This window comes from Streptomyces sp. NPDC056527 (assembly GCF_042794475.1).
Taxonomy (GTDB): domain Bacteria; phylum Actinomycetota; class Actinomycetes; order Streptomycetales; family Streptomycetaceae; genus Streptomyces.
In genome coordinates this window covers 18,821-30,755 of record NZ_JBHTTQ010000036.1, presented here as the reverse complement: position 1 = coordinate 30,755, position 11,935 = coordinate 18,821, and the positions used below count along the sequence as shown (strand labels likewise).

Here is an 11,935-nt window from a genome sequence, read left to right as displayed (position 1 = left end):
GCGCGCGGGCCCGGCGGCGGCCGCGGCTCCTGTCCCCCTCCCCCCAAACCCGCCCACACTCCCGGGGGCCCCCCCCGGTACGGATACCGGCGGGGCCCCTCGCACATACCGCTAGCTGTGCGCGCGCAGCAGCTGGCGCATGGTCCGCATCGCCACCGACAGGTTCGCCAGGTCGAAGGTCTCCGAGCCCTGGATCTCCTCCAGCGTGGTGCGCGCCCGGCCGAGGATCGCCGCGTTCTTCTGCTCCCAGGCCTTGAACCGCTCCTCCGGCGTCGAGGTGCCGTTGCCCGCCGAGAGCACGTCCGCGGTGAGAGCGGCGTGCGCGGCGAACAGGTCCTCGCGGATGGAGGCGCGGGCCATCGACTGCCACCGGTCGGCGCGCGGCAGTTCGATGATCCGGTCCATGAGCTGGGTGATCCGCAGCCGGTCGGCCAGGTCGTAGTAGACCTCGGCGACCGCCATCGGGTCCTTGGCCGTGCGGTCCGCGATCGCGACGATGTCGAGCGTCGGGAAGGCGGAGGAGAAGCCGGCGACCCGCAGGGCGAGCTCCTCCGGCACGCCGACCTCGGCCAGCTCCTCCAGGATCGACTGGTACCACTCCAGGTCCGCGCCGCGCAGCAGCTGCGGCAGCTCGGCCCAGACCTGCTCCACGCGCTCACCGAAGAAGTCGATCGTCTCGGCGAGCTGGAGCGGCTGCGGCCGGTTGCCGAGCAGCCAGCGCGTGCCGCGCTCGACCAGACGGCGGGAGTGCAGCCGCATCCGGGTCTGGACATCGGCCGGGACCCGGTTGTCGAGCGCCTCGACGGCGTCCCAGACCTCGCCGAGCCGGAAGATGGCGCGAGCGGCGGTCTGCGCGCGGACGATCTCCTCGATCGACGCGCCGGTCTCCTCGCGGAGGCGGTGCAGGAAGGTCGAGCCACCGGTGTTGACGGTGTCGTTGACCAGGACCGTGGTGACGATCTCCCGGCGCAGCGGGTGGCTGTCGACCGCCTCGGCGAACTTCTCGCGCAGCTGCGTCGGGAAGTACGCGTGGAGCAGACCGCGCAGGTACGGGTCGTCCGGCAGCTCGGTGCCGATCAGCTCGTCGGCCACCGTGATCTTGGTGTACGCGAGGAGGACGGCGAGCTCCGGCTGGCTCAGGCCCTTGGCGTTGTTGAGCAGCTCGCGGACCTGCCGGTCCTGCGGCAGGAACTCCAGCGAGCGGTCCAGGGCGCCGTCCCGGCCCAGGCGGCGCATGAACCGCTGGTGGGCGTGGAGGAGTGACGGCGACTGCGCCACCGCGTTGGCCAGGGCGACGTTCTGCGCGTAGTTGTTGCGCAGGACGAGCGAGCCGACCTCGTCGGTCATCTCGGCGAGGATCTTGTTGCGCTGCTTCACGGTCATGTCGCCTTCGGTGACGAGACCGTTGAGCAGGATCTTGATGTTGACCTCGTGGTCGGAGGTGTCGACACCGGCGCTGTTGTCGATGGCGTCGGTGTTGACCTTGCCGCCCTCGCCGTCGGGGCCGCCCTTGCGGGCGAACTCGATGCGGCCGAGCTGGGTCAGACCGAGGTTGCCGCCCTCGCCGACGACCTTGACCCGGAGGGCCTCGCCGTTGACGCGGATGGCGTCGTTCGCCTTGTCGCCGACGTCGGCGTTCGACTCGGCGGACGACTTGACGTACGTACCGATGCCGCCGTTCCACAGCAGGTCGACGGGCGAGTGGAGGATCGTCTGCATCAGCTCGGCCGGGGTCAGCTTGGTGACGCCGGCCTCGATGCCGAGGGCCGCCCGCATCTGCGCGTTGACCGGGATCGACTTGGCGGTACGGGGGTGGATGCCGCCGCCCGCGGAGAGGAGCCCGGTGTCGTAGTCGGCCCAGGAGCTGCGGGGCAGCTCGAAGAGACGGCGCCGCTCGGCGTACGAGACGGCCGCGTCCGGGGTCGGGTCGATGAAGATGTGTCGGTGGTCGAAGGCCGCGACCAGGCGGATGTGCTCGGAGAGCAGCATTCCGTTGCCGAAGACGTCCCCGGACATGTCGCCGACGCCGACGACGGTGAAGTCCTCGGTCTGGGTGTCGTGGCCGAGCTCCCGGAAGTGCCGCTTCACGGACTCCCAGGCGCCGCGGGCCGTGATGCCCATGCCCTTGTGGTCGTAGCCCGCCGAGCCGCCGGAGGCGAAGGCGTCGCCGAGCCAGAAGCCGTAGGAGACGGCGACCTCGTTGGCGATGTCGGAGAAGGTCGCGGTGCCCTTGTCGGCGGCGACGACGAGGTAGGTGTCGTCCTCGTCGTGACGGACCACGTCGAGCGGGGGCACGACCTCGCCGGCGACCAGGTTGTCGGTGATGTCGAGCAGCGCCGAGATGAAGGTCTTGTAGCTCGCGATGCCCTCGGCCAGCCAGGCGTCGCGGTCCACGGACGGGTCCGGGAGCTGCTTGGCGACGAAGCCGCCCTTGGCGCCGACGGGCACGATGACGGTGTTCTTCACCATCTGCGCCTTGACCAGGCCGAGGATCTCGGTACGGAAGTCCTCACGCCGGTCGGACCAGCGCAGACCGCCTCGGGCGACCTTGCCGAAGCGCAGGTGGACGCCCTCGACGCGCGGCGAGTACACCCAGATCTCGAACGCCGGGCGGGGCGCGGGGAGGTCGGGGATGGCCTGCGGGTCGAACTTCATCGACACGTAGGCGTGCGGGACGCCGTCCGTCGAGTTCTGGAAGAAGTTCGTCCGCAGGGTCGCCTTGATGACGGTGAGGAACGAGCGCAGGATGCGGTCCTCGTCCAGGCTCGCGACCTGGTCGAGGGCGGCGTCCAGCTCCTCGAGCAGCGCGTCGATCAGCTCGATGCCGGCGCGCTGGCGCTCCGGCGACATCCGGGCCTCGAAGAGCGAGACGAGCAGCCGGGTGGTGTGGACGTTGTTCCGGAGGGTGTCCTCCATGTAGTCCTGGCTGAACGTCGAACCGGCCTGGCGCAGGTACTTCGCGTAGGCGCGCAGCACCATCGCCTGGCGCCAGTTCAGCCCCGCGCTCAGGACCAGCGAGTTGAAGCCGTCGTTCTCGGCCTGGCCGGTCCAGGTGGCGGCGAACGCCTCCTGGAACCGCTCGCGGGCGTCGTCGCTGAAGGAGGCGCCGTTGGCGGTCGGGGTGGGCATCCGCAGACCGAAGTCGTAGACCCAGGCGTGCGTCCGGTCGGCGCAGCGCAGCTCGTACGGACGCTCGTCGATGACCTCGACACCGAGCCGGTTGAGCACCGGGAGCACGGCGGAGAGGGAGATCTGGTCGCCGGCCTTGTAGATCTTGAAGCGGCGCTCGCCGGGACGGGCGCCGACCGGCTCGTACAGCGAGAGCGCGAACTCCTTGCCGGTGCGGCTCAGCTGCTCCAGGTGGACCAGGTCGGCCACGGCGGCACGCGGCGAGTGGTCGGCCTTGTACCCCTCGGGGAAGGCGTTGCCGTAACGGCGCAGCAGCTCGGCGGCGCGCTCCTCGCCGCACTCGGCGTTGAGGGCCTCGGCGAAGCCGTCGGCCCAGGAGCGGGCGGCCTCCACGAGCCGCGCCTCGATGCGGTCCTTGTCGGCGTCGGAGAGCTGGGCCAGCTCGGTGCCGGGCTCGACGCGGACGACGAAGTGGAGGCGGGAGAGGATCGACTCGGTGTTCCACGCGGTGAAGTCGACGTTGGTGCCGTCGAGCTCCTCCATGAGGATGCCGGTCAGGCGCTCGCGGACGGTGGTGTTGAAGCGGTCGCGCGGCAGGTAGACGAGGGCGGAGTAGTAGCGCCCGTACTCGTCCTGGCGCAGGTAGAGCCGCAGCCGGCGGCGTTCCTGCAGGTAGAGGACGGAGGTGACGATGGAGCGCAGCTCGTCGACCGGCGTCTGGAAGAGCTCGTCGCGGGGGTACGTCTCCAGGATCTGGAGCAGGTCGCGGCCGTCGTGGCTGTTGGGCGAGAAGCCGGCGCCCTCCAGGACCTCCTGGACCTTGCGCTTGATGACCGGGACGCGACGGACGGACTCGGTGTACGCGGCGGAGGAGAACAGGCCCAGGAAGCGGCGCTCCCCGACGACGTTGCCCTCGGCGTCGAACTTCTTCACGCCGACGTAGTCGAGGTACGAGGGGCGGTGCACGGTGGCGCGGCTGTTCGCCTTGGTCAGGATCAGCAGCTTGTGCTCGCGCGCCTTGGCGCGGGCGTCGGCCGGCAGCCGGCTGAAGGACGGCGAGACGGGGGCGTGGTGGTCGTCCTCGCCGCCGTGGTGCGGGTCGGAGCGCAGGATGCCGAGGCCGGTGCCGGGGATGGCGGCCAGCGCGTCTCCGTTGACCAGCTCGTACTCGCGGTAGCCGAGGAAGGTGAAGTGGTCGTCCGAGAGCCAGCGCAGCAGCTCGCGGGCCTCTTCGACCTCGGTGGGGCGCAGATCGTCGGCGGTGGGCTCGTCGGGCAGGTTCTCGGCGATGCGCAGCGCGGTCTCGCGCATCTTCTCCCAGTCCTCGACGGTCTCGCGGACGTCGGACAGGACGCGCAGCAGGTCGGTGGTGATCTGCTTGAGGTCGGCGCGGTCGGTCTCGCGGTCGATCTCGACGTGGATCCAGGACTCGGTGAGGACGTCGTGGGCCTGCTCGCCCTTGGAGTCGCCGGGAAGGACCTCGATGAGCTTGCCGGTCAGGTCGCGGCGGACGCGGACCTGCGGGTGGATCACGACGTGGATGCCGCGGCCCTGGCGGGAGAGCTCGTTGGTGACCGAGTCGACGAGGAAGGGCATGTCGTCGGTGACGACCTCGACGACGGAGTGGCTGCAGGTCCAGCCGTTCTCCTCCACCGTCGGGGTGTGGACGCGGACGTTCGCGGTGCCCTGGGGGCGGTTCTCCGCGAGCCGGTAGTGCGAGAGAGCGGCGCCGAAGACGTCCACCGGGTCTCGGTCGGTGAGGTCCTCGGGCGCGGTGTGCAGGTAGTAGCGCTGGAGGTAGTCGAGCAGGGTGTCCCTGTCCGGGCGCTTTCCCGTCTCGGGCCCCGTCGGAAGTTGCCCCCCGACCGGACCGGTCTCAGCTACCCGGGCGGCCCGTGCGAGCAGCTCGGCCTTGGCTTCGTCCAGCTTGGTCTGCATGTCCTCTGGCTCCTGTCGCGCGCCGTTGCGTGACGTAGGTGGAAGAAACGACACAACGCCACGACGCGGGGTTACCGGTCGCAGTCGACGTTATGTCGTGATGAGAGATGTCCGAACCGATATCGGCCAATGTCGGCGGGAGGCCCGGACGGAAGGAATCAGCGAACGCCATGTCGGCCCGGCCGCGGTAGCGGACCGGGCAAGAGCCGGGGGCTTCGCTGCCCCCTCGGCGTATCGCGCTGATCACGGGAAAAGCCTATCGCTCTCCACCCCGGAGTCGTCATGGTCCGTATGTGTACAAAAGAGGGAGTGGAAGTTTGACGTTATGGACAGCGACACATGTCCTCTTGGCAAAGCGGGGCGCCGCGGGCAACGTGGACGCGGGGTACCCACCGATCTGGGAGTCATCATGGCGAAGATCTTGATCGTGACCGGGGACGCGGCGGAATCACTGGAGGTCATGTACCCGTACCAGCGTCTTCTCGAAGAGGGGTACGAGGTGCACATCGCCGCTCCGGCGCGCAAGCAGCTGCGGTTCGTGGTGCACGACTTCGAGCCGGGCTACGACACGTACACCGAGAAGCCGGGCTACAGCTGGCCCGCCGACCTGGCGTTCTCCGAGGTGGATCCCGGCGACTACGTCGCGGTCGTGATCCCGGGCGGCAGGGCCCCCGAGTACCTCCGCAACGACCCGGAGCTCCGCAAGATCCTCAAGTCGTTCTTCGACGCGGACAAGCCGGTGGCGCAGATCTGTCACGGCCCGCTGCTGACGGCGGCGATCGGCGGCCTGGAGGGCCGCAGGGTCACGGCGTACCCGGCCCTGGAACTCGACATGCAGGCGGCGGGCGCCGGCTTCCAGGACACGGCGGCGGTGGTGGACGGCACCCTCGTCTCCTCCAGGGCCTGGCCGGATCACCCCACCTGGATGCGCGAATTCCTGAAGGTCCTGCGCGCGGCGGGCTGACACGGGGCGGCTGGACCCCGGGCAGGGCCGGCGCGGTCGACCGGCACCCCAGGCCCTTCTGGCGCGGGTGCCCCGCACCGGAAGGGCCTGTGGGCGACGCGGGCGGGCGCGCGGGTGGGGCCCGTCCTCGGCCCTTGGCGCGCGCCCGCTCCGCCCTCGCTCACCGGCGGACGTTCACCGTCACCCGCAGTCCACCGCCACCGGCGACAGCCACACCGACCGCGCCCACGGCCACAGCCGCCTCGCCATGGCCGCCGACGGCCAGGACCGCCGCGACGACCAGCGCCAGCAGGCCCACGCAGGCCGTGAACCACGCCAGAGCACGGCTGCCGCCCAGGGCCTTGCCTGAGATACCGTCGTGAGACGCCAAGGGAACCACTCTCCTCGCAACAGGGGGTGCCCCCGTCGGCGCGCGAGGGAGATCCGCAGGAGAGGCCGGCCGGCAAGCTCGGGCCTCTTCCGGGTCTCCCTTCGCCACGTCCAGGGACCGTCGGATGCGCTCCGCATCCGCGACAGGATTCTCACCCGGCGTGAGAAACGACCGGGTCGTTATCGGCCTTGTCCGATCAACACGCCCTGGGCGTACGCCCGTTGAGCCGTGTGACCTTCCGTCAGCAGTGACGAGCCTACCGGTCCCACCTGGGGAGTCGTCATGGTCCGTATGTGTACAAAAGAGGGAGTGCAACTTTGACGCTGTGGACAGCGCCATGCGCCTGGTTGGTCAAACCTGGGACTTGACGGCACGGCCGCCGCGGTCCCAGGCCCGCGTCCCCGACCGGCTCCGCCCCCGGCCCGGCTCCTCTAGACCAGCTCCTCCGCCACGGCGACCGCCTCCGCGAGCGAGTCGACCACGGGTACTCCCACCGCCTCCAGCGAGGCCCTGCTGTGCGACCCTCCGGTGTAGAGAACGGCACGCGCCCCCACGTGCGCCGCCGCCCGTGCGTCGTCGGCCGCGTCCCCGATCACCACGATCCGTACCGGGTCGACACCGCCGAGCGCCTCCAGGTGGCGCACCATGTGCGCCGACTTCCCCTCCGTCGACGACCCGATCCGCCCGTCCACCCGCACGAACCGCTCCTCGATCCCGTGCCTCCGCACCAGCGGTATCAGCTCGGCATGCGGCGCCAGGGAGAGCAGCGACTGTGTGAAACCGGACGACTGCCGCGTGGCCAGCAGCTCCGCCGCCCCGGTCGTCAGACCGCAGCCCTCGGCCCGCTGCCAGTAGTGCCGGTGGAACGCGCCGTCCATCAGCTCCCACTCAGCGTCCGTGGGCAGCCGGCCCATCAGCCGTTCGTAGAACTTCGGCACCGGCACCGTGTACAGGTCCCGGTAGCGCGCCAGCGTGATCGGCTCCAGGCCCAGCTCGGCGAAAGCGGCGTTCGTCGCCCCGATGACCGCGTCGGTGTCGTCGAGCAGCGTGCCGTTCCAGTCCCAGACCAGGTGCTTTCCGTGCTTCCCCATGCGAAGACGGTACCGGCACCCGCCGACAGGGCGACGTCCGTCAGCCCAGCAGCCCCGGAATCTCCTGCACCCCGAACCACAGCAGCTCGTGGTCCTCGGCGCCGTCCACCGTGAACTGTGCGTCGTCGTCGCCCTGGTCCGCCGCCCCCAGCGCGTCCGCCGCCGCCGAGACGTCCGCCTCGGCGTCGTCCGCGTCGGCGTGCACGGCCGCCGCCTTCGCCAGCGGTACGGCTCCGGCGATGCGGACCTCGCCCAGCGAGGAGGCGTCCAGGCCGCGGTCGGGGTCGGCCACGGCCTCCTTGTCCGGCACGTCGACGGCGACGACGATCCGGCGCCGCGCCGCCGAGGGGTCCCCGGCGAGCAGCCGCAGGGAAGCGGACGCGGCCCGGCTGAGCGCCGCGTACTCCAGCTCCTCGATGTCGTCGGAGACGTACCACTCGCGCAGGGCGGGGGTCACGGCGTACGCGGTCAGCGGACCCGGGCCCAGCTCGCCCGCCTTGTGCGCCTGTGCGAGACCGGCGAGGGTCAGGGGGACGTACACGCGCATGGCTGGCCGCTTTCGTAGTCGGAAACGCCCTCAGGATACGTGCGGAGTCCCCCTTCGGGGTCCCCGGGCCGCCGTCTCGCGGGTCCACCCGAGGCATCCCCCGCCCCCGCCCCGACAGACCGGGAGGACCCTCCCGTCACCCTGATAGGTGAAGTCGCCGAACGGCCGCGTGGACCGCCACGGAGCCTTGCGGGGGCGCCGAGCACCCCCGTACAAGATCCCCAACAGAAGTTACCGCCCGGTAGACCGCCGAGGCCGTACGGAACGGGGATCCGCTCATGGACGCCATCACCACGACGCGCACCACCACGACGCCCCCGTCCGAGCCCGCTCCCTCGCTCGCCCCCGCCGCGACGACGCGTCCACGTACCCCTCGCCCCCGCACCGCGCCCCGCGGCCCCGCCGGCACCGGCCCCCGCGGCTCCGCCGGATCCCGCCCCGACGCCCCCTCACGCGTCCGTACGCGGCCCCGTGCGCTCCCGCCGCACGCTCTCTTCGCCGAGCGCCTGCTCGCCGTCCTCAGCGGCGAGCGGCCCGTCCACTGGATGCTCGGCATGACCGTCGGGGAGGCGTACGAACAGCTCGTCCAGCTCGCCCCGGAAACCCCCTTCAGGTCTCTGGGCGCCCGGCCCGTGCTCCGTACCTGCCGCTTCCACCCGCCCAGGACGGATGCCGTCGAGGTCTGCGCGACCGTCGCCACCGGCGAACGGATCAGGGCCATGGCCTTCCGTCTGGAACGCGGCGCCGACCGTCGGTGGCGCTGCGCCGCCGTCGAGCTCGACGGCCTCCACGCGCGCGTGGAGGAGCGGTCACCCCTGCCCGCCGAGCCCCGCGTACCACTCCGGCCGCCCGCGCCCGCCCGGCCCCGCGTGCCCGCCCAGGCCCGGCCGTGACCGGCCGTGACCGGCCGGACATGACGGAGGGGCCGGCCACCTCATCAGGTGCCCGGCCCCTCCTCCCCGCTGGGGGTTACTTCTTGCGGCGACGCCCGCCGCTGCTCTTCTGCGCCTTGCGACGCTCCGCGCGCGTCAGACCATCACCGCCGGCCGAGGCGTCCTCGCTCACGAAGTCGCCCTCGACGACGCTGCCGTCACCGTCCACCTTGGGCGCGGTGAAGTGCAGCCGGTCCGGCCGCTGCGGGGCGTCGAGCCCCTTGGCGCGGATCTCCGGACGCCCGGCGGGCGCCGGCACGGCGTCCTCCTTGGTGAGCGAGGGAGCCGCGTCCTGCACCGGGACCTCCTCGACCTGCTGCTCGACCTGGACCTCCAGGTTGAACAGGTAGCCGACGGACTCCTCCTTGATGCCCTCCATCATGGCGGTGAACATGTCGAAGCCCTCGCGCTGGTACTCGACCAGCGGGTCCTTCTGCGCCATGGCGCGCAGGCCGATGCCCTCCTGGAGGTAGTCCATCTCGTAGAGGTGCTCGCGCCACTTGCGGTCGAGCACGGAGAGGACCACGCGGCGCTCCAGCTCACGCATGATGTCCGAGCCGAGCGACTTCTCGCGGGCGTCGTACTGCTCGTGGATGTCGTCCTTGACGGACTCGGCGATGAAGTCGGCGGTGATGCCCGCACGGTCGCCGGCCGCCTCCTCCAGCTCGTCCACGGTCACCTTCACCGGGTAGAGCTGCTTGAACGCCGTCCACAGCCGGTCGAGGTCCCACTCCTCCGCGAAGCCCTCGGCGGTCTCCTGGCTGATGTAGTCGTCGATCGTGTCGTCCATGAAGTGCTGGATCTGCTCGTGCAGGTCCTCGCCCTCCAGGACGCGGCGGCGCTCGCCGTAGATGACCTCGCGCTGCCGGTTGAGGACCTCGTCGTACTTCAGGACGTTCTTACGCGTCTCGAAGTTCTGGGTCTCGACCTGGGACTGCGCGGAGGCGATCGCGCGGGTCACCATCTTGTTCTCGATCGGCACGTCGTCCGGCACGTTGGCCATGGCCATGACGCGCTCGACCATCTGGGCCTTGAACAGGCGCATCAGGTCGTCGCCGAGAGAGAGGTAGAAGCGGGACTCGCCCGGGTCGCCCTGGCGGCCGGAACGACCGCGCAGCTGGTTGTCGATCCGGCGGGACTCGTGGCGCTCGGTGCCCAGCACGTACAGCCCGCCGAGCTCCTTGACCTCCTCGAACTCCGCCTTCACGGCCGCCTCGGCACGCTCGAGGGCGGCCGGGAGGGCCGCGGCCCACTCCTCGACGTGCTCGACCGGGTCCAGGCCCGCCTGGCGCAGCTCGGCCTCGGCCAGGTCGTCCGGGTTGCCACCGAGCTTGATGTCGGTGCCTCGGCCGGCCATGTTCGTGGCGACGGTGACGGCGCCCTTGCGGCCGGCCTGGGCGACGATCGTCGCCTCACGGTCGTGCTGCTTGGCGTTGAGCACCTCGTGCTGGATGCCGCGCTTGGAGAGCTGCTGGGAGAGGTACTCGGACTTCTCGACCGACGTCGTACCGACGAGGATCGGCTGGCCCTTCTCGTGCTTCTCCGCGATGTCGTCGACGACGGCGGCGAACTTGGCGACCTCGGTCCGGTAGATCAGGTCCGACTGGTCCTTACGGACCATGGGCCTGTTCGTCGGGATCGGGACGACGCCGAGCTTGTAGATCTGGTGGAACTCGGCCGCCTCGGTCATGGCCGTACCGGTCATGCCGGAGAGCTTGTCGTAGAGGCGGAAGAAGTTCTGCAGGGTGATCGTGGCGAGGGTCTGGTTCTCGTCCTTGATGTCCACCCCTTCCTTCGCCTCGATCGCCTGGTGCATGCCCTCGTTGTAGCGGCGGCCGGCGAGGATACGGCCGGTGTGCTCGTCGACGATCATGACTTCGCCGTCGATGACGACGTAGTCCTTGTCGTTCTTGAAGAGTTCCTTGGCCTTGATGGCGTTGTTCAGGTACCCGACGAGCGGGGTGTTCACCGACTCGTAGAGGTTGTCGATGCCCAGCCAGTCCTCGACCTTGGCGACGCCGGACTCGTGGATGCCGACGGTGCGCTTCTTCTCGTCGACCTCGTAGTCGCCGGTCTCCTCGATGCCCTTGAGCGGGTTTCCGGGCTCACCCTTGGTGAGGCGGGTGACCAGCTTGGCGAAGTCGCCGTACCACTTGGTGGCCTGGTCGGCCGGGCCGGAGATGATCAGCGGCGTACGGGCCTCGTCGACGAGGATGGAGTCGACCTCGTCGACACAGGCGAAGTTGTGGCCGCGCTGGACGAGCTCGTCCTTGGACCACGCCATGTTGTCGCGCAGGTAGTCGAAGCCGAACTCGTTGTTCGTGCCGTACGTGATGTCGCAGGCGTACTGCTCGCGACGCTGGGCCGGCGTCATGTTGGCGAGGATGCAGCCGACCTCGAGGCCCAGGAACTTGTGGACGCGGCCCATCATCTCGGAGTCGCGCTCGGCCAGGTAGTCGTTCACCGTGATCAGGTGCACGCCCTTGCCGGACAGCGCGTTCAGGTACGCCGGGAGCGTGCCGACGAGGGTCTTGCCCTCACCGGTCTTCATCTCGGCCACGTAGCCGAGGTGCAGGGCGGCGCCGCCCATCAGCTGGACGTCGTAGTGGCGCTGGCCGAGGACGCGCTTGGCGGCCTCGCGGACGGTCGCGAAGGCCTCGGGGAGCAGGTCGTCGAGGCTCTCACCGTCGGCGTACCGCTGCTTGTACTCCTCGGTGAGCCCCCGCAACTCGGCGTCGGAGAGGTTGACGAAGTCCTCTTCGATGGAGTTGACCTGGTCCGCGATGCGGTGCAGTTTGCGCAGGATCTTGCCTTCGCCTGCACGCATGAGCTTGTTGAAGACGGACACTGAGGCTGGTCTCCTTGCCGGTCGGGCCTGGCACTGGGTCTTGTGATGGACTCGGGCGCGGGCACGGCAGGTGGTCCCCACCGCAACGGCCATCGTAAGCGAGACCGCCGCCGCGC

At 70.3% G+C, this 11,935-nt stretch carries 7 protein-coding genes; 2 read left to right on the top strand and 5 right to left on the bottom strand.

From position 1 onward, the window contains the following. Positions 1-111 precede the first annotated feature (111 nt). Positions 112-5,067 carry an NAD-glutamate dehydrogenase gene (locus tag ACFQ7Q_RS19045; RefSeq protein ID WP_383556355.1) on the bottom strand — a complete coding sequence of 1,652 codons (4,956 nt, stop codon included), beginning with the start codon at positions 5,065-5,067 and terminating at the stop codon, positions 112-114. A 406-nt stretch (positions 5,068-5,473) separates the two neighbouring features. Here ACFQ7Q_RS19045 and ACFQ7Q_RS19040 point away from each other — a divergent pair, with 406 nt between their 5' ends. After that, on the top strand, positions 5,474-6,031 hold the full coding sequence (locus ACFQ7Q_RS19040; RefSeq protein WP_383556429.1) for a DJ-1/PfpI family protein: 558 nt from the start codon (positions 5,474-5,476) through the stop codon (positions 6,029-6,031). Between the two features lie 160 nt (positions 6,032-6,191). Here ACFQ7Q_RS19040 and ACFQ7Q_RS19035 read toward each other — a convergent pair whose 3' ends face one another. The 3 genes from ACFQ7Q_RS19035 to ACFQ7Q_RS19025 form a co-directional block, all read right to left on the bottom strand. Next, positions 6,192-6,401 (bottom strand): hypothetical protein, encoded by a 210-nt coding sequence (locus ACFQ7Q_RS19035; protein ID WP_383556351.1) that lies wholly within the window; start codon positions 6,399-6,401, stop codon positions 6,192-6,194. 431 nt (positions 6,402-6,832) lie between these two features. Next, on the bottom strand, positions 6,833-7,492 hold the full coding sequence (locus tag ACFQ7Q_RS19030; RefSeq protein ID WP_383556348.1) for an HAD family hydrolase: 660 nt from the start codon (positions 7,490-7,492) through the stop codon (positions 6,833-6,835). A gap of 40 nt (positions 7,493-7,532) precedes the next feature. Next, on the bottom strand, positions 7,533-8,039 hold the full coding sequence (locus ACFQ7Q_RS19025) for a DUF6912 family protein (protein ID WP_383556346.1): 507 nt from the start codon (positions 8,037-8,039) through the stop codon (positions 7,533-7,535). 278 nt (positions 8,040-8,317) lie between these two features. Between ACFQ7Q_RS19025 and ACFQ7Q_RS19020 the strand changes: the two genes are divergently transcribed. Further along, positions 8,318-8,932, top strand: a complete 615-nt coding sequence (locus ACFQ7Q_RS19020; protein WP_383556343.1) for an Rv3235 family protein — start codon at positions 8,318-8,320, stop codon at positions 8,930-8,932. A gap of 76 nt (positions 8,933-9,008) precedes the next feature. On the opposite strand, the gene secA is transcribed toward ACFQ7Q_RS19020, so the two are convergent. After that, on the bottom strand, positions 9,009-11,819 hold the full coding sequence (gene secA / locus ACFQ7Q_RS19015) for a preprotein translocase subunit SecA (RefSeq protein ID WP_383556340.1): 2,811 nt from the start codon (positions 11,817-11,819) through the stop codon (positions 9,009-9,011). Positions 11,820-11,935: the final 116 nt, after the last annotated feature.

Coding starts and splice junctions, on each gene's coding strand:
- ACFQ7Q_RS19045 (WP_383556355.1), bottom strand. CDS start 5,067: ATGCAGACCAAGCTGGACGAAGCCAAGGCCGAGCTGCTCGCACGGGCC.
- ACFQ7Q_RS19030 (WP_383556348.1), bottom strand. CDS start 7,492: ATGGGGAAGCACGGAAAGCACCTGGTCTGGGACTGGAACGGCACGCTG.
- ACFQ7Q_RS19025 (WP_383556346.1), bottom strand. CDS start 8,039: ATGCGCGTGTACGTCCCCCTGACCCTCGCCGGTCTCGCACAGGCGCAC.
- ACFQ7Q_RS19020 (WP_383556343.1), top strand. CDS start 8,318: ATGGACGCCATCACCACGACGCGCACCACCACGACGCCCCCGTCCGAG.